General features: G+C 63.8%; 20 protein-coding genes. 12 read left to right on the forward strand and 8 right to left on the reverse strand.

Annotated features, from left to right (window positions below; genetic code table 11):
* Genes P9250_RS22980 through P9250_RS22995 form a run of 4 tightly spaced genes read right to left on the reverse strand, consistent with a single transcriptional unit; the run spans nt 1 to nt 3,474 of the window.
* On the reverse strand, nt 1–1,014 hold the full coding sequence (locus tag P9250_RS22980; RefSeq protein ID WP_310395356.1) for a VWA domain-containing protein: 1,014 nt from the start codon (nt 1,012–1,014) through the stop codon (nt 1–3).
* Entirely contained in the window at nt 1,001–1,516 is a 516-nt protein-coding gene (locus tag P9250_RS22985) for a DUF4381 domain-containing protein (RefSeq protein ID WP_310395358.1), read from the reverse strand. The genes P9250_RS22980 and P9250_RS22985 overlap by 14 nt, the downstream gene beginning before the upstream one ends.
* Nucleotides 1,513–2,496 (reverse strand): DUF58 domain-containing protein, encoded by a 984-nt coding sequence (locus tag P9250_RS22990; protein WP_250492068.1) that lies wholly within the window; start codon nt 2,494–2,496, stop codon nt 1,513–1,515. Before P9250_RS22990 ends, P9250_RS22985 begins: the two co-directional genes overlap by 4 nt.
* Nucleotides 2,497–2,514: 18 nt before the next feature.
* Nucleotides 2,515–3,474, reverse strand: a complete 960-nt coding sequence (locus P9250_RS22995; protein WP_310395361.1) for a MoxR family ATPase — start codon at nt 3,472–3,474, stop codon at nt 2,515–2,517.
* A gap of 240 nt (nt 3,475–3,714) precedes the next feature.
* On the opposite strand from P9250_RS22995, the gene P9250_RS23000 reads away from it, so the two are divergent.
* The 11 genes from P9250_RS23000 to parC all read left to right on the forward strand — a co-directional run bounded on the left by P9250_RS23000 (nt 3,715) and on the right by parC (nt 20,669).
* Nucleotides 3,715–4,923, forward strand: coding sequence for a formylglycine-generating enzyme family protein (locus P9250_RS23000; RefSeq protein WP_370652093.1), 1,209 nt, complete (start codon nt 3,715–3,717; stop codon nt 4,921–4,923).
* Between the two features lie 45 nt (nt 4,924–4,968).
* The gene (locus P9250_RS23005; RefSeq protein ID WP_310395363.1) at nt 4,969–6,042 is read left to right on the forward strand and encodes an HAD family hydrolase; all 1,074 of its coding nucleotides are present in this window, start codon (nt 4,969–4,971) and stop codon (nt 6,040–6,042) included.
* A 43-nt stretch (nt 6,043–6,085) separates the two neighbouring features.
* A complete protein-coding gene (locus tag P9250_RS23010) occupies nt 6,086–7,750 on the forward strand; it encodes an arylsulfatase (RefSeq protein ID WP_244827481.1) in 1,665 nt (554 codons plus the stop codon).
* 18 nt (nt 7,751–7,768) lie between these two features.
* A complete protein-coding gene (locus tag P9250_RS23015; protein WP_310395366.1) occupies nt 7,769–10,348 on the forward strand; it encodes a fused MFS/spermidine synthase in 2,580 nt (859 codons plus the stop codon).
* Nucleotides 10,349–10,427: 79 nt separating this feature from the next.
* A complete protein-coding gene (locus P9250_RS23020; protein ID WP_310395368.1) occupies nt 10,428–11,396 on the forward strand; it encodes a transporter in 969 nt (322 codons plus the stop codon).
* Nucleotides 11,397–11,524: 128 nt separating this feature from the next.
* The gene (locus P9250_RS23025; RefSeq protein ID WP_310395369.1) at nt 11,525–12,325 is read left to right on the forward strand and encodes a hypothetical protein; all 801 of its coding nucleotides are present in this window, start codon (nt 11,525–11,527) and stop codon (nt 12,323–12,325) included.
* Between the two features lie 116 nt (nt 12,326–12,441).
* Nucleotides 12,442–13,176, forward strand: a complete 735-nt coding sequence (locus P9250_RS23030; RefSeq protein ID WP_310395371.1) for a methyltransferase domain-containing protein — start codon at nt 12,442–12,444, stop codon at nt 13,174–13,176.
* 187 nt (nt 13,177–13,363) lie between these two features.
* Nucleotides 13,364–13,723: a DUF4399 domain-containing protein gene (locus tag P9250_RS23035; RefSeq protein WP_244827998.1), complete on the forward strand. Its 360-nt coding sequence runs from the start codon at nt 13,364–13,366 to the stop codon at nt 13,721–13,723.
* Between the two features lie 312 nt (nt 13,724–14,035).
* Nucleotides 14,036–15,970: an ATP-binding cassette domain-containing protein gene (locus tag P9250_RS23040; RefSeq protein ID WP_310395373.1), complete on the forward strand. Its 1,935-nt coding sequence runs from the start codon at nt 14,036–14,038 to the stop codon at nt 15,968–15,970.
* A 335-nt stretch (nt 15,971–16,305) separates the two neighbouring features.
* Nucleotides 16,306–18,285, forward strand: coding sequence for a DNA topoisomerase IV subunit B (locus P9250_RS23045; protein ID WP_244827487.1), 1,980 nt, complete (start codon nt 16,306–16,308; stop codon nt 18,283–18,285).
* A gap of 65 nt (nt 18,286–18,350) precedes the next feature.
* Nucleotides 18,351–20,669, forward strand: coding sequence for a DNA topoisomerase IV subunit A (gene parC / locus P9250_RS23050; protein WP_310395375.1), 2,319 nt, complete (start codon nt 18,351–18,353; stop codon nt 20,667–20,669).
* Nucleotides 20,670–20,718: 49 nt separating this feature from the next.
* Here parC and P9250_RS23055 read toward each other — a convergent pair whose 3' ends face one another.
* Nucleotides 20,719–21,294, reverse strand: coding sequence for a PIN domain-containing protein (locus P9250_RS23055; protein ID WP_310395377.1), 576 nt, complete (start codon nt 21,292–21,294; stop codon nt 20,719–20,721).
* A complete protein-coding gene (locus P9250_RS23060) occupies nt 21,291–21,758 on the reverse strand; it encodes a helix-turn-helix domain-containing protein (RefSeq protein WP_309845180.1) in 468 nt (155 codons plus the stop codon). The genes P9250_RS23055 and P9250_RS23060 overlap by 4 nt, the downstream gene beginning before the upstream one ends.
* A 137-nt stretch (nt 21,759–21,895) precedes the next feature.
* Here P9250_RS23060 and P9250_RS23065 point away from each other — a divergent pair, with 137 nt between their 5' ends.
* Nucleotides 21,896–22,354: a CopD family protein gene (locus tag P9250_RS23065; protein WP_244827489.1), complete on the forward strand. Its 459-nt coding sequence runs from the start codon at nt 21,896–21,898 to the stop codon at nt 22,352–22,354.
* Nucleotides 22,355–22,357: 3 nt separating this feature from the next.
* Here P9250_RS23065 and P9250_RS23070 read toward each other — a convergent pair whose 3' ends face one another.
* Complete coding sequence (locus P9250_RS23070) at nt 22,358–24,850, reverse strand: EAL domain-containing protein (protein WP_309842142.1); 2,493 nt, start codon at nt 24,848–24,850, stop codon at nt 22,358–22,360.
* A 660-nt stretch (nt 24,851–25,510) separates the two neighbouring features.
* Nucleotides 25,511–25,972 carry a RidA family protein gene (locus tag P9250_RS23075; protein WP_244827491.1) on the reverse strand — a complete coding sequence of 154 codons (462 nt, stop codon included), beginning with the start codon at nt 25,970–25,972 and terminating at the stop codon, nt 25,511–25,513.
* Nucleotide 25,973 lies beyond the last annotated feature (1 nt).

Below are 25,973 nucleotides of genomic sequence, written 5' to 3' on the forward strand. Positions count from 1 at the left end.
TCAAGCTCCGATCTCCCCGGGCACGCGACGCGGCGCGCGCAAGAGCGCAACGAGACAGGCAATGCCGTGATACAGCGTGAAGAGCGACACCGCGAGCGCGAGCGCCAGCCAGTAGAACTCCCGGCGCGGTCTGTACACCTCGCGCGTGATCTTTTCCGGCGTCATCTTGTCGATCTGCGCGTACACGGACGCGATGTCTTCCGCGCGGCCCATTGCATGGAACGACGTCCCGCCAGTCGTCCGGGCAATGCGCGTCAGTGCGTCGAGATCGACCTTGTCCTCGCCTTCGGTCTGCGAATCGCCGATACCGATGGTGTGCACCACGATGCCGTGATGCTTCGCAATCTGCGCGGCCTGCGTGGGCGCGATGGCGCTTGCGGTGTCGTTGCCATCGGTGAGCAGAATCAGCACCTTTTCCTGCGCGGGCGTGTTTTCCATGAGTCTGACCGCCAGCCCGATCGCGTCGCCGATAGCCGTGCGCGGTCCCGCCATGCCAATGCGCATGGCGTCGAGCAGCATCAGCACGCTGTCGTGATCGAGCGTGAGCGGCGCTTGCGGATAAGCACCGTCGCCGAACACGATCAGGCCGATGCGGTCGCCCTTGCGCTTCGCAATGAAATCGGCGACTACGCGCTTGACCGCGCTTAGGCGATCGAGCCGTTCGCCGGTCGCGCCATCGATGAAATCGCGCTCGCTCATCGATTGCGACAGGTCGATCGCAAGCAGCAAGTCACGCGCGGGTAACTCGTGCGTGACGGGCGGTTCGAGGAACACCGGCCGCGCCGCCGCAACCAGCAGCAAAATCCAGAGCACGGGCATGAGCAAGCGCTGCAGCCAGTTGCGGCGCAGACGCACGCCGCCAGGCGCGGGTTTCTCGCCGGCAGCATGGGCCATTTCCTGAAAGAACGGCATGCGCACGGCCGTCGATGTCGTGCGATACGCGGGCGCCAGCCACCACACGAAGAGGGGCAAGGGCAGCAGCGCGAACATCCACACGTACTCAAACTTCCACATGATGATGCTCGATCCAGTCGCGCGCCGCGTGAACGAGACGGTCGGCGTCCTGTCGCGTGATGGCGGCGAGTCGCGCTTGCGGCGCATATGTCGCGGTGAAAAGCAGCGCGCCGCTCGCATCGTCGAAGTGACCGTGCGTGGCGCGCAGAAATGCAAGCCAGGTTGCGCCGGTGAGCGAGGCCACTTGCCCGCGCGGCGCGGCGGCAAGCGCGGTACGTTTGATGAGCGGCGCGATCTCGGCAAGCGCGGCCGCACGGCTTGCTTCGTCGGCAAGCTTCGCTTCGATGCGCGCCAGTTCGGCAAGCGCCTCGCGCCGGTAGCGGCTCCTTTCATGCCGACGCCAGGCGAACCATCCGGCGAGCGCCGCCAACGCCGCGAGCGAGACAAGCACGAAAAGCCAGCCGATGGTCCGCGGCATATACGACACGGGCTCGGGCAACGGTAACTCGCGCAGCGCCTGCAACGCGGCGGGCGTGTCGGCGGGCATGAGCGGCGGGGTCATAGGCCGCCTTGCGCCGCGCGACGCACGCGCTCGCCGAATAAGCGCCGCACCTGATCGACGACCGGTTCGGCGGTCGATAACGCCATCAACGGCACGCCGCTCGTGCGCAATAGCTCCGCAATCGCTGCCGCGCGGCCCTTGAAGAGGCTGGCGAGCGGCGCACGCACGCGTTCGTTTTCCATGCGCAGCTCCACTTGCAAGCGTCCTTCGCTCACCACCAGCGCGCGATGCTCGGGCATGCCTTGCCAGAGCGGATCGAAGACGAGCGCCGCGATCACGTCGTTATGCGCGGCAATCTGCCGGAGCAGCCGGCGCGTGCGTTCATCGGCGCCTGCAAAGTCGCTCATGATGCACACCAGAAAGTCGTGCGATGCGATCTGCAACACGCCTTCGAGCGCCGCATTGAGTTGCGCGTAATTCGTTCGCGCGAGACTCTCGGCATGCAACGACGCGTTCATCCGCGCGATGGCGCCGAACAGCAAGTCGATGCGCGCGCGACTTCGCAACGGACGCACGCGGACCACTTCTTCGTCGCCGAACACGACGCCGCCCACGCGATCCCCAGCGGCAAACGCCATCCACACGGCGAGCGCCGCCGCTTCGGCCGCGACCACGGACTTGAGCGCACGGCTCGATCCGAAGAACATGTTCATGCGCTGATCGACGATGACCAGAAGCGGCCGATCGCGCTCCTCGGTATAGACCCGCACATGCGGCTTGCCCGTGCGCAGGCTCACGCGCCAGTCGAGATGGCGTATGTCGTCGCCGGGCAAATAGCCGCGCAGTTCCTCGAAATTCAGGCCGCGTCCGCGCATGCGCGACGCTTGCCGTCCCGACAAGATGCTCGTTACGGGCGCGGGCGCGACGAAGCTCAAACCCCGCGCGCGGCCTTCGAGCCCGGCGAGATGCGCGGCATCGACATAAACGCTGCCGATGGCCGAAGCGGGCGGGCCATGAACGTCTGCTGCGTCGTGCGGCATCGCGGGTTTCCTCCAGGCTCAAGCTGGCACGGCCACTTTCTCCACTAGCCGGTCTATCACTTGGTCGGCGCCGACCTTGTCGGCGGTCGCATCGTAGGACAGCAGCAAACGATGCCGCAGCACCGGATGGATGACCGCGCGCACGTCGTCTGGCGTGACGAAATCGCGCTCGTCGAGCCATGCATGCACGCGGCTCGCCCGATCCAGTCCGATCGCGCCGCGCGGGCTCGCTCCGACTTCGATCCATTTGCCGAGGTCGGCATCGAGCGCGCCGCCATGACGCGTCGCGTTGACAATCGATACGATGTATTCGTCGATGGCCGGCGCCACCGCGACGCGCCGGACGGCTTCGCGCGCGGCGAACACATCTTCCTGCGTCAGCGTTTCCATGGCGGCCGGCACGCCCTCGCTTTCGCGACGCAGCAAGCGCAGCATGTCCGCCTCGCTCCGGGGCGACGCATAACCAATCAGCACCTTCATGAGAAAACGGTCCATCTGCGCTTCCGGCAGGGGATAAGTGCCTTCCTGTTCGATGGGATTCTGCGTCGCCATCACGAGGAAGAGTTCGGGCAGCGGGTACGTCTTGCCGGAGATTGAAATTTGCCGCTCTTCCATGGCTTCGAGCAGCGCGGATTGAACCTTGGCGGGCGCGCGGTTGATTTCGTCCGCGAGAATCAGATTGCCGAAGATGGGACCCGGCTGGAACGAGAGCGTGCGTTCGTTGCCCGATTGCAGAAGCGTCTCGCCGCCCGTGATATCCGAGGGCAGCAGATCGGGCGTGAACTGGATGCGCTTCATCGTGGCGGCCAGACGCGCCGCGATGGCCTTGACGGTACGTGTCTTTGCGAGACCCGGAAGGCTCTCGAGCAGCACGTGCCCATCCGCGAAAAGCGCAATGAGAATCTGGCGCACGACGGCCTCCTGGCCGATCACCGCTTGCCCGATGCTCGTCTCGAATCGCCGGATGAGGTCTTGCATGGCTCGCTCGCTAAGAGTGCAACGCGCACGCGTTGCTGATGCGATGATCCCGAAGCTGTCTGAACACGTGCTGCACAAGTTACTAAAGCAAGGCGGTTTCGTCAAAGCCGTGTCGGCCCTTTCGCAAGGATGCCTACCGTTTGCGGCATCGCTCGAAAAAAAGATTGCTAACATTTATTCGTTCGTATATTGGTGGCTCCATTGTGTTGGCTCCCATGCGACACGGTCGGGGTGACGGCAATGGCGAACATACCGGTGAATCACAACGCGGCCGGGCGAAGCTCGGAATTCAACGCAAGGCGCATGGCGCTGTGGGCCGTGCTCGTGCTGCTATGTCCGGCGCTCGTCGGATTCGCGGTGAGCCGCGCGCTGCGCGAGCCCGCCAGGCCGATGGTCCATGCCGTCCTCGGCGACGGCGTGAGCGGCCCGAAAGGCATGGCGTGGATACCCGGCGGCGAATTCCAGATGGGCAGCGACAGCAAGCTCGCGCAAGCCAACGAACGTCCGGCGCATACGGTGCGCGTTCACGGTTTCTGGATGGACGAGCATCACGTGACGAACGCCGAATTCGGCGCGTTCGTGGCGGCCACGCACTACATCACCACCGCTGAAAAGAAACCCGACTGGGAGACGCTCCGGGTGCAGTTGCCACCCGGCACGGCGCGTCCGCCGGACAGTGCGCTCACGCCGGGCGCAATGGTGTTCGTCGGCACACGGGAACAGGTGTCTCTGCAAGACTATTCGCGCTGGTGGCGCTTCGTGCCGGGCGCGGACTGGCGGCATCCCTCGGGGCCGTCGAGCAATATCGATGGCAAGGACGATCATCCCGTCGTGCAGGTCTCCTACGAAGACGCCGAGGCCTATGCCAAATGGGCGGGCAAGCGCCTGCCCACCGAAGCCGAATGGGAATTTGCCGCGCGCGGCGGGCTCGATCAGGCGACCTATTCCTGGGGCAACCAGTTCGCACCCGACGGCAAGCAAATGGCCAACGTCTGGCAAGGCCAGGAAAAGCAGCCGTTCCCCGTCGTCAACGCGAAAGCGGGCGGCGCGGCCGGGACGAGCCGCGTGGGGAGTTTTCCGGCCAACGGCTACGGACTCTCCGACATGACCGGCAACGCGTGGCAATGGGTAGCCGACTGGTACCGGGCCGATCAGTTCAGGCGCGAGGCATCGATAGGCGGGGTGGTCAACGAGCCCGCGGGCCCGGCCAGTTCATGGGACCCGGCCGATCCCGGCGTACCCGTGGAAGCGCCCAAACGCGTTACGCGCGGCGGTTCGTTTCTGTGCAACGAAGACTACTGCCTGAGCTATCGGCCAAGCGCGCGGCGCGGCACCGACCCCTACAACAGCATGTCGCACCTCGGTTTCAGACTCGTGGTGGATAAGGACGTCTGGCAAGCGGCGCATGGCGCATCGCCGGCGAATCCGACCCGGACCGCCGCTCGCTGAACGCATCGGCGCGGCAACACATTGCTTTCGCGAAAGGAGAGTCGAGTGCGGCGGGGACTTCGACACATTCTTGCTGGCGTGCGGGCCGCGCTGCTGACTGCCGCGTTCGCGGTGCTCCTGGCGGGCTGCGCGCGCTCCGGCAACGACGCGTCCGCTCAGGCCAGCGCCGGCGTGAGCGCCGGTACCGCGCAGACGGCGCAAGGCGTTCTGCCATCGTGGCGCGGCGGCCGCGCTCGGCAAGCGCTCATCGACTTCGTGCAAACCGTCACGCGCGAAGGATCGCCAACCTATTTGCCGCCCGCGCGACGTATCGCCGTGTTCGACAACGACGGTACGTTGTGGAGCGAACAACCTATCTATTTCCAGTTTGCCTTCATGCTCGATGAAGTGAAGGCGGCCGCGCCGAACCATCCGGAATGGCGCGGCGACCCGGCGTTCAAGGCGTTGGCATCGGGCGACAAGGCCGCGCTCGCGGGCCAGCAAAAAGCATTGCTGAAACTGCTCGCGGTGGCGAACAGCGGCATGACGGTCGATGAATACGACAGCGCCATTCGCGCGTGGCTCGCAACATCGAAGCATCCGACGCTCGGGCGTCCGTACACCGCGCTCGTCTATCAGCCGCAACTCGAACTGCTCGACTATTTGCGGGCGAATGGCTTCAAGACCTTTATCGTGTCCGGAGGAACGATCGAATTCATGCGCGTGTTCGCCGAACAGGTCTACGGCATTCCGCCCGAACAGGTGATCGGGTCGAGCCAGCTCGTGAAGTACGTCGTGCGCGACGGCAAGCCCGCACTCGTGCGCGAACCGAAGCTCGATTTCGTCGACGACGGTCCCGGCAAGCCCGTCGGCATCTACCGGAACATCGGCAGGAAGCCCGTGCTCGCATTCGGCAACTCGGACGGCGACTTGCAGATGCTGCAATACACGGCCGCGCAGGACGGGCCGCATCTCGAACTGATCGTGCATCACGACGACGCGGCGCGCGAATTCGCCTACGATCGCCAGTCAAAGATCGGCAAGCTCGACCGCGCATGGGACGAGGCGCTCGCGCGCGGGTGGATCGTCGTGAGCATGAAGAACGACTGGAAGGCGGTTTATCCGGCAAGCGCGCCATGACGGGCGACGCGCGAAAGACGTATGGCGCTCAAGGAGAATCACGATGACCAAGCCGCAACTCCGACGCTTCCGCTATATCACCGGCGCGCTCGCCGCGCTCGCGGCGATCTGCGTGCTGATCGTCCCGCCGATCGTCTCGACCGCGCAGACGCCGAACGCGGCGAAGCCCGCGAAACCCGCGCCGGCTCCCGCGCCCGCCGCCGCGCAGAACAATAATCAGAATGGGAAGAAGCCCAACATTCTCGTGATCTTCGGCGACGATATCGGGCAGACCAATATCAGCGCATATAGCAAAGGCGTGGTTGGCTACGAAACGCCGAACATCGATCGCATAGCCAACGAGGGCATGCTCTTCACCGACTACTACGCGGAGAACAGCTGCACGGCGGGCCGTTCGACCTTCATCACGGGCGAAGTCACCTTGCGCACGGGGCTGTCGAAAGTGGGCATTCCCGGCGCGGACGTTGGCCTGCAGGCGCAGAACATCACCATTGCCGAGGCGCTCAAGCCGCTCGGCTATGCGACCGGCCAGTTCGGCAAGAACCATCTCGGCGACCGCGATCAGTACTTGCCCACCAAGCACGGCTTCGACGAGTTCTTCGGCAACCTGTATCACCTGAACGCCGAGGAAGAACCGGAGCGTCCTTATTATCCGAAGAACGACACGGCGTGGGTCAAGGCGAACGCGCCGCGCGGCGTGATCCATTCGTTCGCGGATGGCCGCGTGCAGGACACGGGTCCGCTCAACACCAAACGCATGGAGACGATCGACGACGAAACGACGAGCGCCGCCATCGACTTCATGCAGCGCCAGAACAAGGCCAACAAGCCTTTCTTCGTGTGGATGAACACGACGCGCATGCATTTGTTCACGCACGTGCGGCCATCCATGCTCGGTCAAAGCGGCATGCCGGGCAACGAATACGCCGACGGCATGATCGAGCATGACAACGACGTCGGCAAGCTGCTCAAGGCGCTCGACGACATGAAGATCGCGGACAACACCATCGTCGTCTATACGACGGACAACGGGCCGAACCAGTTCTCATGGCCGGATGCCGCCACCACGCCTTTCCGCAGCGAGAAAAACACCAACTGGGAAGGCGCGTTCCGGGTGCCCGCGATCATCCGCTGGCCCGGCAAGATCAAGCCGGGGACGGTTTCGCGGCAGATGATCTCGGGCCTCGACTGGTTCCCGACGCTGGTCGCCGCCGCGGGCGACAACGGCATTGCCGACCGCTTGCTCAAGGGCGCGGCGATCGGCGGCAAGAACTTCAAGGTGCATCTGGACGGCTATAACTTCGTGCCGTATCTCACAGGCCAGACGAAGGACGCGCCACGTCACGAGTTCTTTTACTTCAACGACGATGGCCTGCTCGTCGCGATGCGCCAGGACGACTGGAAGGTGGTCTTCTGCGAGCAGCGCCAGCCGGGCGGTTATGAAGTGTGGGCGAACCCGTTCACGTGTCTGCGCGTGCCGAAAATCTTCAATCTGCGCATGGACCCTTACGAGCGCGCCGATATCGTCTCCGACCAGTATTACGACTGGACCACGAAGAACGTGTATATCGCGCAATACGCCGTCTCGAAGGTCGCGCCGTTCCTCGCGACGTTCAAGCAATATCCGCCCGCTCAACGGCCCAGCAGCTTCAGTATCGACCAGATGACCGACAACTTGATGAAGAGCATCGAAAGCGCGGGCAAGTGATCCGTGAGCCGAGAGACGATGACAGATCTGAGCGCCGCGATCAAATCCGCCCGGACCAAGGCAGGCCGCCGCGCACCGGCCAGCGCCGATGCGCATCACGCGAGCACCATGCGTCTCGCGTGGCCTGCGTTGCTGTTGTTTGCATCGGGCGGCGCGGCGCTGATCTACCAGGTGTTGTGGGTGCGGCAACTCACGCTCGTGGTCGGCATCGAAGTGCAGGCCGTGACCGTTGCGATCAGTGCGTTCTTTGCGGGACTCGCACTCGGCGGATGGCTCTTCGGCAAGCTCGCCGACCGGAGCATGCGGCCGTGGTTGCTGTACGCGGGACTGGAACTCGCCGCGCTTGGCCTCGGTCCGGGCGCGACGCACGCGCTGGCGCACTCGGCCGCGCTCTTCGCGACGCTGCAAGAGCGCGCCGGGCCGCTTGCGTGGTTCTTGCCGTTCGCGCTGGTCGGCGCGCCTGCCATCGCGATGGGCGGCACTTTGCCCGTCCTCATGCGTGCAACCGGCGCGGCGCGGCAAGACATCGGTAGCGCGGGCGGGCGGTTGTACGCGGCCAATACCGCGGGCGCCATCGCTGGCGCGTTGCTGCCGGTGTTCGTGCTGATTCCTTTGCTAGGCGTGCAGGGCAGCGCCTATGCGGCCGCGCTTCTCAACGCCTGCGCCGCGATCGGTGCAATGTTGCTCATGCGCCGCGCCGCCGTGCAGAACGGTTCGCTCGATGACCCCGCCGCGCGCGCCAGCGCCGCTTCCTCCGGCTCGCGCATCGCCATTGCGCTCTATGCCGTCGCGGGTGGCATCGCGCTCGGCTACGAGGTGATCTGGTCGCAGGCCATCGGGCAATTCGTCAGCACGCGCAGCTTCGCTTTTTCCATCGTGCTCGCCACGTATTTGCTCGGTCTTGCGCTCGGCAGCGCGATCGCGGCGCGCCATGCCCAACGGATACGCGACCCGTGGAGCGCATTCGGCGTGCTGATCGCGTTGGCGGGTCTGGCCGCGTTCGCGGGCGTCGCATGCGTGGGCGACTGGCTTTCGCTCGCCCAGCGTCACGCAGCCGACTTCGGCCTGAGCGTGACGGGCAACATGCTCGCGTCGATGAGCGCGGGCTTTGCCGTCGCCGCATGCGTGATCGTGCTCGTGCCGACGATCTTGCTCGGCGCGGCGTTCCCTTTCGCGCTCGCCATGGCCGCCGATGGGGACACGGCGCACGGAAGCGGCATCGCAAGCCGGGTAGGGCGCGTCGTCGCGATGAATACCGCGGGCGGCATCGGCGGGACGCTGTTTGCGGGTTTCGTGCTGATTCCGTCGCTCGGTCTGATCCGCTCGCTCGGCTTGCTTGCGGTCGCGGCGAGTCTGATCGGCTTGTCGGCGGCACTGAGCGCGCGCTCCGCACAAAAGGCCGGCATCTGGGCAAGCGCGGGCATTGCGGCGATCTCGGTTGCCGTCGCGATCGTCGTGCCGTCCGACCGGCTTGGCGTGCTGCTCGCCAAGGCGCATCACGGCAGCCTTGCCTATTACGAGGAAAGCTCGGGCGGGACGGTCGCCGTGCTCGAACAAGGCCCTGAGGCGCAACGGTTCCGCCGTCTCTACATTCAAGGTGTCTCGAACTCGGGCGACGCCATGACGTCGCTGCGCTACATGCGTCTGCAAGCGCTGCTGCCGCTCATCGTGCATGCCGGTGCGCCGCGTTCCGCGCTCGTCATCGGACTCGGCACGGGTATCACGGCGGGCGCGCTGCTCGCGTGGCCGGGCCTCGAAAAACGGGTGGTCGCCGAATTGTTGCCGGCGGTCGTGCGCGCGTCGCCGGCGTTCGCGGGCAATTACGACGTGAGCGCCGATCCGCGCATCGAACTTCGAGCCGGAGATGGCAGGCGCGAACTGCTGTCGCGCGATGAACGCTACGACCTCGTGACGCTCGAACCGCCGCCGCCATCGGCGGCGGGCGTGGTGAACCTGTATTCGACTCAGTTCTACCGGCTCGCGGCGGCGCGATTGAACGAGCGCGGTATCGTCGCGCAATGGTTGCCAATCGCGACGCAAAACGAGCAGGAAACGCGCTCGCTCATCCGCAGCTTCATGCAGGTGTTTCCGCATGCCGCGCTCTTCACGACCGAGTTCCACGAGATGATGCTGATCGGCTCCAGGGAGCCGTTGACGCTCGACGTCCCGCGCATTCGCGAGCGCTTGGCACAGCCCGACGTAGCGCGCGCGTTGAACGAGGTGGGCATCGGCTCGGCGGAAGCGCTTCTTGCAACTTATGTCGCGGATGGCCCCGCACTTGCCTACTATGCCGCCGATGCCCGCCCCGTCACCGACGACGATCCGCGCATCGAATACGCGCCGTGGGTCGAGCCGACGGATTTTCCGGCGACGCTGACGCGCTTGCTGGCGTTGCAGAGCGAACCGCCGCTCGCAAACGGCGACGCCGGATTCACCGACGCGCTGCACAGCGAGCGCGACACACTGCATGCGTTTTACCGGGCGGGACTCGATGCGTATCGTGGCGACCGCAACGCATGGGCGGGGGAAATTCGCGCGGTGCTGAGCGCCGACCAGGCGAACCCGTATTACCGCTGGGTGCTCGGCGCGCACGACTGAGCGCCGCATCTTGCTTGCGTGAAATCGTTGTTTTTTCTAAAGGCGATGAACCGGCATGACGTTACCGACACACCACCTCATGCATGCTTTCCGAGTCCATTGGCATCGCCTCGCCGTGGCGCTTTTCGTGGTCGGCGTCTGCCTGCTGCCTTTATCCTCGCGTGCGACCGAGGGCGCGTTGGGGCGGCCCGTTGCGGGCATGAGCGTGCTGTCCGGAATCGGCATTGTTCCGCCAGAGCCGCTGACGCTGGTGAGTCTGCAGCAAATTTATATCGATGGTTCCATCAGCGGCAACCGTCAGGTCCCGGTTGCCGGCAAGACCTCGCTCGGGATCGACGGGCAAGTCGCCTTCACGCTCGCGACGGTGCTCAAGGTATGGGGCGGCTTTGCGGGATGGGACTTCGCATCGGGAATCACGGTTCCGTACGTATGGACCGAAGTGACGGCATCGTTTTCGGCGGGGCGCTTCGGAACGACGAGCAGCGACCGCGCGTCGAATCTGTTCGACCTCTACTTCACGCCTATCGTGGCCGGGTATCACTTTTCCCAGACGGCGCATATCGCGCTCAGCTTCAATTTCTGGGCGCCCACCGGCCACTACGATGCGAACGCGCTCGCCAATCCCAGCCTGAATAACTGGACCTTCGTCCCGCAGGTCGCGTTCACCCAGTTGATGCCGAAATACGGGCTCGAATTCGACGTCGTGGCCGGTCTCCAGTTTTATACGCGAAACACCGCAACCGATTATCAGAACGCGCCATTGTTCACGCTGGATGCAATGGGACTGAAGAAGTTCTCGAACGGCCTGGGGGTTGGCCTCGTGCTCGGAACGGTTCAGCAGTTGGGCAACGACTCGGGACCGCTCGCGGACAGGCTGAACGGCTTTCGGGGGCACGACTTTTCGATGGGTCCGATCCTCACCTACGACACCAAGATCGACGGCAAGCGCCCGTTGTCGGCAAGCTTGCGATGGGTGCCGTCGATTGCAAGCACGAACCGGTTAAAGAGCACGGCGAGCGTGATGGCGACCATGTCCGTCGCTTTCTAGGCCGCGGCCGCCCTTCGATCGACGAGTCGAAACGCTGCGTCCCCGGCGTTTTTCAACTGCACCGCGCCTGCTTTCTGGTCGATAATGCGGCGAACCGTTGCGCCGCCGCGCCCACGACCCATGCGCTCATGACTGAAGTCGAATCCGCCGTCCTCGTTTTCGCGTTGCTGCTCGCAAGCACCGGCTTGGGCGCGATCGTCCGGCCGTTGCTGCCCGAGGAGCACAAGGCGCAGGAGACCGTGCAACTCGTGCAACTGCTGGTCGGCATGCTGGTGACCTTCGCGGCGCTCGTGCTCGGCTTGCTGACGGCATCCGCGAAAACGGTCTTCGATACCACCAACACCGACTTGCGCAGTTACGCGACATCGATCATCGAACTCGATCACACCATGCGCGATTACGGCGCCGGCCTTGAGCGCGCACGTGCGCTCTTGCGCTCGTACACCGCGGCGGCGATCGCCAGCACCTGGCCCGACGAAGCGCCGCCCGTGGGCGATTATCCGGCGGTCGGCACATCGCTTGGCGGAGCCGACAATCTCGCGAGCCGCACACTCGGCGAATTGCTCAATCGTGGCCAGCATGAAGTGCGCATGCTCGCACCGGGCGATGCCTACCACCAGCGCCTCGCCGACGAATGCGCGACGCGCTTCGAAGACCTCATTGCGCTGCGCTGGAAGCTCGTCGAGGAAGCGCATGGGTCGATCTCCTATCCGTTCGACCGGATTCTCGTCGGCTGGCTGCTCATCATCTTTCTGTGCTTCGGGCTGATCGCGCCGCGCAACGCGCTGTCGCTCGTGACGATCACGCTGGGCGCGCTGTCGATCGCCTCGGCGGTGCTCGTGATCCTCGATCTCGACACGCCGTTCTCCGGTTCGATCATGGTGCACAGCCAACCGATGCGCGACGCGCTGGCTTATCAGAGCCGCTAATCTCCGGTTACGCTGACGCGTGCTTCGTCGCGCTCGCCGACGAGAAGCGCTAATCTCCTGTTACGCTGAGCGGCGCTTCGTCGCGCTCCATCACTCGTTCGCCTACAGAGCCGCTCATGTCCAGTTACGCTGATCCACGCATCGTCGCGCTCTACGACGCGCTCAATCCCGCCGCCGCCGATACCGCGTTTTATCTCGCGCTAGCCGAATCGGCGGGACATATCGTCGATCTGGGCTGCGGCACGGGCTTGCTCGCCTGCGAATTGGCGATGCGTGGCTACAAGGTCACGGGCATCGATCCTTCCGCGCCCATGTTGCGCGTTGCGCGTGCGCATGCGCATGGCGAGCGCGTGACGTGGATCGAAGGCGACGCCTCCGCCTTGCCGTTCGTCGCCCCTGCCGATCTCTTGTTGATGACGGGTCACGTCGCGCAAGTCTTTCTCGACGACGCCGCCTTTCTCGCCACGCTCGTGGCCGCGCGCCGGGCGGTGCGTCGTGGCGGACGCATCGCCTTCGAAAGCCGCAATCCCATTGCGCGCGCGTGGGAGCGATGGACGCCGGAACATTCGCGACGTCGCGTGAGCGGGCCGGATGGCCGCGGCGTCGAAGTGTGGCAGGAACTTCACGCGACCCCCGATCCGCTAATCAGCGCACGCGCGGCCTTCACGACGCACTATCGTTTCGACGATGGCGAGACGCTATCCGCAAAGAGCGAGTTGCGCTTTCGCTCGCGCGATGAGTTGGCGCGCCTGCTCGATGAGGCGGGTTTTGCGCAGATCGATTGGTATGGAAACTGGGATCGTGCGCCGGTGACGGACGAGAGTCCCGAGTTGATCGCCGTGGCGTCGTGAACGCTCGGACGCGAGCGCGCCACGTTGGCGTGGCGAGTAGCCACGACAACTTCACGACACGCGGTGTATCCTTGGTCGCGGCCTCGGCGCGAAGGCTCGCGCAATCGGCCGGTTTATCGACAAGGAGAACACGATGCTTAAGAAAACGCTCTCGAAAGCGCTGTTGCCCGGCGCATTCGCGCTCTCGATGCTCGCTGGCGCGGCACATGCGCAATCGTCGCGCGTCTACTTCGTGGAGCCGAAGGACGGCGCCACCGTCACGAGCCCCGTGCATGTGAAGTTCGGCGTGGACGGCATGAAGATCGCGCCAGCCGGCACGATGACGGAAGGCACCGGACATCACCATCTGCTCATCGACAGCGGTCCCTTGCCCAAGGGCACCGTGATTCCCGCGAACGATACCTCGCTGCACTTCGGTAAAGGCCAGACGGAAGCCGATGTGAAGCTGCCGCCGGGCGATCACACGCTCACCATGCAGTTCGGCGACGGCCAGCACAAGTCGTATGGGCCGGAAATGAGTTCCACCATCAAGGTTCATGTGAAGTAACGTGAGGGCGGCGGGGGCAGCGGCGATTCCTTGCGGAATGGCCGAGGCTGCCGTCGCGATTCTTTCGTACCTACCGGCACGCCGCATCCGCATCCAGCCGACGATTGCATCGGCCGCATCGACGTCCCATGCGTTTCGGACCAGCCACGCCGCCGCCCTCATCCATACGGCCAGGGCCTTCGCCGACGACCGCGCGCGCACGCCGCGTTTCCGACTCGCCATCCTCGTCCATTCAGCCAGCGCCCCAACCCTCGGGCCTAACATCGGTACAATGGCCGCTTCCCCGGTATCGCACTGTTCGCATCCATCCCCATGTCGCTTTATTCCATTACGGACGCGCAGCTCGCGTTCGGTCACGTCGCATTGCTCGATCACGCGGATTTTTCGCTCGAAGCGGGTGAACGCGTCGGTCTGATCGGCCGCAACGGCGCGGGCAAGTCGTCGCTACTAAAGATCGTGGCGGGGCTCGCCGCGCCCGACGACGGTCTCGTCACGCGTCAGAACGAACTCTCCACGGTCTATGTGCCGCAGGAACCCGAATTCGATCTCGACGCCACCGTGTTCGATGTCGTCGCCTCCGGCCTGACCGAAGCACGCGCGCTCCTCGACGAATACGACGCCGTCGCCCACGAACTCGCGGATACCCCCGAAGGCGCGCAGCACGACGCCTTGCTCTCGCGCATGAACGCGCTGCAATCGGCGCTCGATTTGCGCGATGCCTGGAACTGGCGCAATCGCGTCGCGACCACGCTCGCGCAGATCGGTCTCAACGGCGACGCGCGTTCGGGCGCGCTGTCCGGCGGCATGAAAAAGCGTGTCGCCCTGGCCCGCGCGCTCGTCGTGCAGCCCGACGTGCTCTTGCTCGACGAACCGACCAACCATCTCGACTTCGACGGCATCCGCTGGCTGGAAGACCTGCTCGTGACACTGCGCACGGGGCTGCTGTTCATCACGCACGATCGCGCGTTTCTGGATCGCGTGGCTACACGCATCGTCGAACTGGATCGCGGGCGGCTCTTGTCGTATCCCGGCAATTTCAGCGCGTACCAGACGAGAAAGGCGCAGCAACTCGAAGTCGAACAGGTGGAAGCGGCGAAGTTCGACAAACTGCTCGCGCAGGAAGAAGTGTGGATTCGCAAGGGCGTGGAAGCACGCCGCACGCGCAGTGTCGGACGCATTGCGCGGCTCGTCGAGATGCGCAACGAGCGCGCCGAACGCCGCAACGTGCAAGGCAACGTCAAGCTGGATGTCGGGCAGGGCGAGAAATCCGGCAAGATCGTCTCCGAACTGACCGATGTAACCAAACGCTTTGGCGGGCGCACCGTCGTCGATGCCTTCACGGCCACCGTCATGCGCGGCGACAAGATCGGGTTCGTCGGGCCGAACGGCGCGGGCAAGACGACGCTGCTCAAGCTGATTCTCGGCGAATTGCAGCCCGACGAAGGGCGCGTGCGTACCGGCACGAACATTCAGGCGGCGTATTTCGATCAGATGCGCGCACAGCTCGATCTCGACAAATCGCTCGCCGACACCATCAGCCCCGGCAGCGAATGGGTCGAAGTGAACGGCGTGAAGAAGCACGTGATGAGCTATCTCGGCGACTTCCTGTTCGCACCGGAACGCGCGCGCTCGCCGGTGCGCTCGCTGTCGGGCGGCGAGCGCAATCGGCTGCTGCTTGCGCGGCTCTTTGCGCGGCCCGCCAACGTGCTCGTGCTGGATGAGCCGACCAACGATCTCGACATTCCCACGCTCGAACTGCTCGAAGAACTGCTCGCGGAATACGACGGCACCGTGCTGCTCGTGAGTCACGACCGCGCATTTCTCGACAACGTGGTGACGTCCGTGTTCGCCGCGGAAGGCGGCGGCAAGTGGCGCGAGTATGTCGGCGGCTTCTCGGACTGGCAGATTCAGCGCGAACGTTCGGAGCGTATCGCCGAGGAAGCCGCGCGTCAGAGCGCGAAGGAAGCGACGAAGGACGACGCGCCGAAGGAAAGCGCGGCCGGCCGCAACGCGCAACGCAGCGTCAAGATGTCGTTCAAGGAACAGCGCGAGCTGGAAGCGCTGCCGGTGCGCATCGCGGAACTGGAAGAGGAGCAAAAGCGCATCGGCGCGCAGCTGGAAGACGGTTCGATCTTCGCGAAGGACGCCAAGGAAGGCGCGCGTCTTTCGGAGCGGCACGCAGCGATCGACGAGGAACTCATGATTGCGCTCGAGCGCTGGGAAGAGCTCGAAGCCAAGCGCAAGTAACACACGCATTTCAGCATGCCTGGCCGCGACCGCGCGAAATCGGCGCGGTCAGGGCTGGCCTTTTATTCGTCCGATGTGGGCGGCGCGGACGAAAACCGCTATTCTCCTAGCGCGGCCAAGGATCGGCGGGCGGGGCGAGCGCTCCGCACGAGCACATCCGGCCAGGCAGATAACGTTTCGAGCAATCGATCAAGCATTCGCCGGCACTTCGGGCGCATGTCGTGGCATTCCCGCGAGCACGCACGATGCCGGGTCAACGTTCAACTATGACCACGAAAAAATCCAGCGCGGCCGAGTCAGGCACGCAACACCGCGCAGCGCAACGAGAGCGCGCGATGAGCGCGAAAGCGGCCGGCTACAGCGAAGCATCGATCAAGGTTCTCAAGGGGCTCGAGCCGGTCAAGCAGCGGCCCGGCATGTACACGCGCACCGAGAACCCGCTGCATATCATTCAGGAAGTCATCGACAACGCGTCCGACGAGGCGCTCGGCGGCTACGGCAAGCAGATCACCGTCACGCTTCATACGGACAACTCCGTGTCCGTCGAGGACGACGGCCGTGGCATTCCGTTCGGCCTGCATCCGGAAGAAGGCGTGCCGGTGGTCGAAATCGTGTTCACGCGCTTGCACGCGGGCGGCAAGTTCGACAAGGCCGCGGGCGGCGCCTACACGTTTTCCGGCGGGCTGCACGGCGTGGGCGTTTCGGTCACGAACGCGCTTGCCACGCGCCTCGAAGTCACGGTCTGGCGCGACAACAAGATCGCGCAACTGGCGTTCGCCAATGGCGACGTCATCGAGCAACTCGTCACGCGCCCCGGCGACCGGGGCGCGAAAAAGACGGGCACGCGCGTGCGCGCCTGGCCCAATCCCAAGTACTTCGACTCCCCGAATTTCCCGCTCGGCGAATTGCAGCGCCTGTTGCGTTCTAAAGCCGTCTTGCTGCCGGGCGTGGAAGTGGCGCTCGTCATCGAGAAAACGGGCGAACGGCAGTCGTGGCGATACGAAGACGGTTTGCGCGGCTATCTGCTCGAAGGCATGGGCGGCAGCGACTTGCTGATCCCGCTTTTCGAAGGCGAACGTTTCGCGGAAAGCTCGCGTTCCAGCGAGGAAACCTTCGCCGAAGGCGAGGGCGCGTCGTGGGTCGTCGCGTGGAGCGAGGAAGGGCCGCTTCTGCGCGAGTCTTACGTCAATCTGATCCCGACGCCCGCGGGCGGCACGCACGAATCCGGCCTGCGCGACGGGCTCTTTCAGGCGGTTAAAAGTTTCGTCGAGCTTCATAACCTTCAGCCGAAGGGCGTGAAACTTCTCGCCGAGGACGTGTTCGCGCGCGTGTCGTTCGTGCTTTCCGCGAAAGTGCTCGATCCTCAGTTCCAAGGCCAGATCAAGGAACGCCTGAACAGTCGCGATGCCGTGAAACTCGTTTCGTCGTTCTCGCGTCCGGCGCTCGAATTGTGGCTCAACCAGCACGTGGAATACGGCAAGAAGCTCGCGGAACTGGTGATTCGCCAGGCGCAGGCGCGTACACGTGCCGGGCAGAAGGTCGAGAAGCGCAAGAGTTCGGGCGTCGCGGTGCTGCCGGGCAAGCTGACGGATTGCGAATCGACGGATATCGCGCGTAACGAACTCTTTCTCGTCGAGGGCGATTCGGCGGGCGGCTCCGCGAAAATGGGCCGCGACAAGGAGTTCCAGGCCATCCTGCCCTTGCGTGGCAAGGTGTTGAACACGTGGGAAACGGAACGCGACCGGCTCTTCGCGAACAACGAAGTGCATGACATCGCCGTGGCGATCGGCGTCGATCCGCATAGTCCGGACGACAAGATCGACCTGTCGAATCTGCGCTACGGCAAGATCTGCATTCTCTCGGACGCGGACGTCGACGGCTCGCACATTCAGGTGCTCTTGCTCACGCTTTTCTTCAAGCACTTCCCGCAACTGATCGAACGCGGTCACGTGCATGTGGCGCGTCCGCCGCTCTTTCGTGTCGATGCCCCCGCGCGCGGCAAGAAGCCCGCGCAGAAACTCTACGCGCTCGACGAAGGCGAACTCGAAGCCATTTTAGACAAGCTGCGCAAGGACGGCGTGCGCGAAACCGCATGGACCATCAGCCGCTTCAAGGGCCTCGGCGAAATGAGCGCGGAACAGCTCTGGGACACGACCATGAACCCCGACACGCGCCGTTTGCTGCCGGTCGGCCTGGGCGATCTCGGCTTCGATCTCACCGTCTCGCGCATGACCATGCTGATGGGCAAGGGCGAAGCCGCGTCGCGCAGAAGCTGGCTCGAAGAGAAGGGCAACGAAGTGGAAGCGGACATCTGAGGCTCGCAATCTGGCCCAAAGCGCCCGCATGCAACGCGCCCTGAACGCATAACAACGGATATTCGATGGGAATCACAGACGATCTCTTCGCCGATCAGCAAGCAGCACCGGAAGGCGAACAACTCACACTCGGCGATTACGCCGAACGCGCTTATCTCGACTACGCGGTGAGCGTGGTCAAGGGCCGCGCGCTGCCCGACGTGTGCGACGGGCAAAAGCCCGTGCAGCGCCGCATCCTCTACGCGATGAGCGAGATGGGGCTCGCCTCGGGCGCGAAGCCGGTGAAGTCGGCCCGCGTGGTCGGCGACGTGCTCGGCAAGTATCACCCGCACGGCGACCAGTCCGCCTACGACGCGCTCGTGCGTCTCGCGCAGGACTTTTCGATGCGCTATCCGCTCATCGACGGTCAGGGCAATTTCGGCTCGCGCGACGGCGATGGCGCGGCAGCCATGCGCTACACCGAAGCGCGTCTCACGCCCATTGCGCGCCTTTTGCTCGATGAAATCGATCAGGGCACCGTCGATTTCATGCCGAACTACGACGGTTCGTTCGAAGAGCCGAAGCTCTTGCCCGCGCGTCTGCCGTTCTTGTTGCTCAATGGCGCATCGGGCATTGCGGTGGGTCTCGCGACCGAGATTCCCTCGCACAATCTGCGCGAAGTGGCGCAGGCCGCCGTCGCGATGATCCGCGACCCGAAACTCGGCCATGCCGGCGTGATGGAAAAGCTGAACGGCCCGGACTTTCCGGGCGGCGGGCAGATCATCTCGAGTCACGCGGAAATCTCGGCGGCCTACGAGACCGGACGCGGCAGCCTGAAAGTGCGCGCCCGCTGGAAGATCGAGGAACTCGCGCGCGGTCAGTGGCAACTCGTCATTACCGAATTGCCGCCGAGCACGTCCGGACAGAAGGTTCTCGAAGAAATCGAGGAGCTCACCAACCCGAAGATCAAGCTCGGCAAGAAGACGCTCACGCCCGACCAGTTGCAGACCAAGCAGACACTGCTCGGCTTGCTTGACACCGTGCGCGACGAGTCCGGCAAGGACGCGCCCGTGCGGCTCGTGTTCGAGCCGAAGTCGAGCCGTATCGACCAGACCGAATTCGTGCATTCGCTGCTCGCGCATACGAGCCTCGAATCGAACGCGGCGATCAACCTGGTGATGGTCGGCGCGGATGGCCGGCCGCGGCAAAAGGGCATCGTCGAAATTTTGCACGAGTGGGTCGGCTTCCGCTTCGTGACGGTGACGCGCCGCACGCAGCATCGGCTGAACAAGGTGAACGACCGCATCCATATTCTCGAAGGGCGGATGATCGTCTTCCTGAATATCGACGAGGTCATTCGCATCATCCGCGAGGCGGACGAGCCGAAGCAGGCGCTAATCCAGCGCTTCAACCTGTCGGACCGGCAGGCGGAAGACATCCTCGAAATCCGCTTGCGTCAGTTGGCGCGGCTCGAAGCGATCAAGATCGAGCAGGAGCTGGCCGACCTCGGCACCGAGAAGACGAAGCTCGAAGAGTTGCTCAATAGCGATGCCGCGATGAAGCGTCTGCTCATCAAGGAAATCGAGTCGGACGCGAAGCAATATGGCGACGATCGCCGCACGCTGATTCAGCAGGAAAAGCGCGCGACCTTCGAAGTGCGCGTGGTCGACGAACCGGTGACGGTAGTCGTCTCGCAGCGTGGCTGGGTGCGCGCGCTGAAAGGCCACGGACTCGATCCGGCGGGCTTCACCTTTAAGGCGGGCGACAGTCTTTACGCGGTGTTCCAGGCGCGCACGCCGGACACGCTCATCGCATGGGGCAGCAACGGGCGCGTGTATTCCGTGGCGGTCGCCTTGCTGCCGGGCGGCCGTGGCGACGGCGTGCCGGTCACGTCGCTGATCGAACTGGAGTCGGGCTCGCACTTGCTGCATTACTTCGCGGCGACGGCGGAGCAGCCGTTGCTGCTGGCATCGAGCAATGGCTTTGGCTTCATGGCGAAGCTCGGCGACATGGTGAGCCGCAACAAGGCGGGCAAGGCGTTCATGACGATCGACGAAGGCGCATTGCCGCTTGCGCCGATGCCGGTCGTGCCGGGCGCGAACTATGTCGCGTGTTTATCTAGCACGGGGCGACTGCTCGTGTTCGGCATGGACGAGATGAAGACGCTCTCGGGCGGCGGACGCGGCGTGATTCTGATGGCGCTCGATCCGAAGGAAACCTTGCGTCAGGCGCTTGCCATCGATGCACGCGGCGTGGTGATGATCGGCACCGGACGCGGCGGCAAGCCGAAGGACGAGAAGCTGTCGGGCTCGCAGTTGCAATTGCATCTGGGCAAGCGGGCGAGAAAGGGCAGGACGCCGGATGGGACGTTGAAGGTCGCGGAGTTGAGGCCGGTGTTTGAGTGAGGGCGATTGTGAGTCCGTCGCGATGCCGGTTTGCTTCCGGCATCGCGCTCTACAAGACCGACCGGAATCTCGCGAGAGATTTACAAGTAGTGACGAGCCCCTGCTTCGACAGGATGTCGAGATAACGGTCCACGTCGAGCAAAGGGTTCCTTAGCTGTCTGCGTTGACGTTGGGCCGCGAGCACCACGGCGGCTTCGTCGAGATCGAAAAGATTGTCGACGAACACATCGGGGTGCTGCGCCTCGACGTCGTAGGTCGACAAGACTTCGTCTGGAAAATCGCGCTTGTTGAACGTGACGATAACGCTCGCGCCGCAGCGAATTGCCGCCGCCAGCACATGGCGGTCGTTGGGATCGGGAAGGTCGAGCGCGTCGATGAGTTCGTCATAGTGGCTGACGAGTGCGTCTGGAATGGCGGCATCCATCAGGGCGGCCGTGCGGTCCACTTGTCGTGCCGACAAGTCGGGACGGTTACGCAAGAGATTGCGCTTCCATTCGTCGTGTATTCGCGCGCTCCATCGCGCTCTGAAAAGCCCGGACAAACCCAGCCACATCAGAAAGTCTCGCAACGGCGCCGGGTACAACACGCACGCATCATAAATAACCGTAAAGCGGGAACTCCTCATTCGTAACCCATTCCTAGTTCTTGTGCCTGTCGGGTTAATGCTTCCATGGCCCGCTCGCTTTCTTGATCGCGCTCGGCTTTGTAGCGCATGAGGTCCGTGAAGCGCACGCGGCGATGCTTCCCGGTCTTGCGAAACGGCAACGCATTGGATTCGAGCAATTTGACGAGATGCGGTCTGGAAACGTTGAGCAGATCGGCGGCCTCCTGCGTGGTCAGCTCGGCGTGAACCGGGACCACTCTTACAGCGTTGCCGTCCGCAAGTTCGGCGAGGATATCGACGAGCAGTCGAAGCGCCGAAGTTGGCAATTCAACTTGATGCGCCTTTTCATGGTCATCGTAAATTTGAATGCGTTGAGTCTGAAATCCGGTCGAGAGATAGGCGGCAAGTGTGCGCTGTCCTTCGCCCGCAACCTGTACTTCGCGTTCGACCGGCAGCGTCGTCTCGGATATGGCTGGATGGGTCATGGCTGTTCTCATGTACGTTCGGCAGGCTTTCCATTTTATTCGAAATAAACGAAAATCGCAGCAAACAAAACGGCTACACATCGCGTCACCCGCGGCACCTTCCTCCCGAACCTAATCAACCGATAATCAAAAGATCCATGACCCACGCCATCGAAGCCGCCCTTTTCCTGCACCTGCTCGGTGTCGCCATATGGATAGGCGGGATGGTCTTCGCGCATTTCTGCCTGCGCCCGGCGCTCGGCGATCTCACGCCGCAATTGCGCCTGCCGCTCTGGGAAGCCGTGTTCGCACGCTTCTTCAACTGGGTCGCGGGGTCGGTGCTCGTGATTCTGCTCACGGGCGGCTTCCTGCTGTGGCAGTTCGGCGGTGGTCACGCGGCGTGGCCGCTGCACGCCATGGCGGGGCTCGGCATCGTGATGATGCTGATCTTCGGGCACATCCGCTTCGGCGTGTTTCCGCGCATCCGTCGCGCGGTGCAGGCGCAGAACTGGCCCGATGGCGCGCGCGCCGTGGGCACGGTGCGGCGCCTCGTCGTGATCAACCTGGTATTGGGCGTGGTGACGATCGGTACTGCCGTCTTGTCGCGCGGCTTTTGAGTCTCAAACGCCGCGTTCGTCGCTCAGCGCGGGACTCGGCGGCTCTTGACCCGCATGGCCCGCATCTTTCTCCGAGCGTGGCATGACCCCTCGTGTCAAGCCGCATACGCCAAAGCGGTCGAGCAAGGCCTGCACGCCATCCGCCGGGACGGGCCGCGAGAACAGGAAGCCTTGCGCTTCCACCGGACCGAGCGCCGCGAGCCACACGATCTGCTCTTCGCGTTCCGTGCCTTCCACGACCACCGTCAGGCCGAGTGAACGCGCGAGATTCACGATGGCCGACACCATCACGCACACGCTGCGGTCTTCGGGAATCGCCTGGATGAAGGAGCGATCGACCTTCAAGGTATCCACCGAAAAACGGTTCAGATACGACAGCGACGAATAGCCCGTGCCGAAGTCGTCCAGCGCGATACGCACGCCAAGACGCTTCAACGCCATGATCTTTTCCTGCACGAGCTCGGGGTATTCAACCATCACGGTTTCGGTGATCTCGAGTTCGAGCTTGTCCGACGGAATGCCGCTCGCCTCGATGGATCGCGCCACCGTCTCAAGCAAGTCTCCCCGCCAGAATTGCACGGCCGATATGTTCACCGCGAGCGACAAGCCGGTGTAGCCCTCGCGCTGCCATTGCGCGAGCTGCATGCAGGCCGTGTGAACCACGAAGTCGCCCACCGCGACGATCAAGCCGGTCGACTCCGCAACCGGAATGAATTCGTTGGCGGGAATCAGCCCATGCTGCGGATGATTCCAGCGCACGAGCGCCTCGAACCCGGTAATGCAGCGCCGCGCCAGATCGATCTTCGGCTGATACACGAGAAAGAGCTGCTGCTCCGTCAACGCGACGCGCAACTGCTGCTCCCACTTCATCAGATGATCCGCGCGATGCGACAACTGCGGCGAATAGAACTGATAGCAGTTCTTGCCCGCGTCCTTCGCGCTGTACATCGCGAGATCGGCCTTCTTCAGCAGATCGATCTCGCTTTCGTTCGATACCGAAAAGAGCGCAATGCCGATGCTCGCGTGCAGCACGAACGCACTGCCGCGCACATCGAACGGCGTGGCGAACATGGTCGAGATGTCGTCGGCGAGCGTGATCGCGCGCTGCTCCACTTCCTCGCCCTTGACGACCACCACGAACTCGTCGCCGCCGATACGCGACAGCGTGCCGCTTTGTCCGACGGTTTCGGCGAGACGCGACGCCGTCATCTGCAGGACGATATCGCCCGCGTTGTGGCCGAGCGTGTCGTTGACGGTCTTGAAGTTGTCGAGGTCGATGAAGAGCAGCGCAAGCCGTCCGATGTTCTCGGTGTGCGCCACGTCCTGCCGCAGCCCGCGCAGAGTCGAATAGCGATTACGCAAGCCTGTCAGCAAATCGTATTCGACGAGATGCGTCATCTCGCGCTCGCGCCCGAGCAGCTTGCCGATGAGACCAGTGGCGACCGCGAAGAAGCCCAGCATCGCGAGCGAGATGAAGCCCGCCATCAGCAGATACACGTTGCGCGTGTGATTGAAGTCGACGAGTTCCTCGCGCTCCGAAAGGCCGACGAGCACGCCGAGCGGATAGCCGTCGATATGCCGGTAAGACACGATGCGCCTCACGCCGTCGATCGGATCGACATAGATGCCCGACGCGTGCTCCGAGGTCGGATACACGCCGCTCGCACTGAACTCGCCGTGGACGGGGCCGCTCGCGTTGCGCGCGCCGCTGCCCTTGGCTACGGCGTTCGGCGCGCGTGCATCGGAGGCCGCAGACGAAGCGCCAGAGGCGCCGGATACGCCAGCTACGCCAGAAGTGCCCGCGCCGCCGCCCGTACTGCGCGCGAGCACCGAGCCGTTGTCTGACACGACCGCAATCACGCCTTCATGCCCGATGGACGCGACGTTATAGAAATCGCTCGTGAAGTACGCCGGGTCTTCCGATACGACGACCACGCCCGCGAAGGAGCCATCGGAGTGATTCAACCGCCGCGTGATCTGCAGCGTCCAGATGCCGGAGACGCGTCCGCGCACGGGCCGGCTGATATAGAGCAGGTCGTCGTTGGAGTGGACGTGAACCTTGAAGTGCTCGCGATCCGACAAGTCGATGGGCTTCGGATGCGGATCGGCCGTCGTGGCGATGAGCGCGCCGTGTTCGTCGATGAGCGAGACTTGCACGAGCGTGTCGCTCTGCACGACGCCTTTGTCCACGGTCGCGATGAGATCGAACTCGCTGGGCGACTTCTCGTATTCGTACTTGACGAAGCGCGTGATCTGATCGACCTGATGGATCGCCTTGATCGTGTGCTGTTCGAGCGCGGAGGAGAGGATGGCGGCGGACGCCATGGATTCGTGCGTGGTGGATTCACGTTCCACCGAGAGCCGCGTGAAGATCACGGCCCACAACGACACCAGCACCAGTGTGCCGAGCACGGGAATGAGCAGCAGTGCGCGCCGCCGCCGCGCGCCCGGTGTCACGGAGCGCGCGTCGCTGGCCTTGATGCGCGAGCGCTTCATGGAAGGCGTGGGCCCGCGAGGGCATGCAACGCTTCGGCTGACGAAGAGCACGAGAGGTTGCAAGCTGCCGAGCGCGCGATGTGTATGAAGCGGACCATGTCTTCTTGCGTTGAGGCGAAACGAGCCACTATACCGCGCGAGTTGGGCGACCACGCTTCGAACGACGATGCATGGCGAATCTGGCGCCATGCGCTTCGCGTGAGAAGCGTTCGGCGCCCGGCGGTTACTTGAAGCCGTGCGGCAACTGAAGCAACTACAACACGGATTTGACGATGAGGGTGCGACTTATCTGACAGCATACGTTTGCGCCGAAGCGCAAGCGGCTGAATACGACACGAATCGCGCTCGAGCTTTTGTGGTCCCCGATTGTTCAGATATTAGCGAACAGACCGGAGTTCGGAAAGGGGCGTGGCCAAGGGGTATACGCGTGGCACGACTTGCCGATGAACCGACGTCCCGCAAGCAAAATGTGCCATCGAATATCGTAACGAAGTGGCTGCCGATGCCCGCCGACGAATCGTTTCGGCAGGCGCGAATGCATCGTCGAGGCGCTTTCGCCGCGCATGCGTCTTCAGCCGTTCTTGGCAAGTGCGCAAACAAAAAACCCGGCGCCTGATGACGCCGGGTTCTTGCAATGTTACGGCGGCGAAGGCGAAAGCGTCAGGCCACTTCGGCGATCAGTTCGATTTCCACACATGCGCCAAGCGGAATCTGCGCCACGCCGAAGGCCGAACGCGCGTGCTTGCCGGCATCGCCGAAAATATCCGCGATGAGTTCAGACGCGCCGTTGGTGACGAGATGCTGCTCGGTGAAGTCTGGCGTCGAATTGACGAGGCTCATCACCTTGACGATACGGCGCACGCGGTTCAGGTCGCCCACATGCGCGTGCAGCGTCGCGATCAGGTCGATGGCCACGTTGCGCGCGGCGGCCTTGCCTTCTTCGGTGGAAAGCGTGTCGCCGAGCTTGCCCGTATAAACCTTGCCGTCTTTCTTGGCGATGTGTCCCGACAGATAAACCGTGTTGCCGCTCTGCGCGCTCATCACGTAGGCGGCGGCGGGCGCGCCCGCGGTGGGCAGGTCGATACCGAGTTCCTTCAGCTTGTCGTAAACGTTGGATGCCATC

This window comes from Caballeronia sp. LP006 (genome assembly GCF_031450995.1).
GTDB lineage: Bacteria > Pseudomonadota > Gammaproteobacteria > Burkholderiales > Burkholderiaceae > Caballeronia.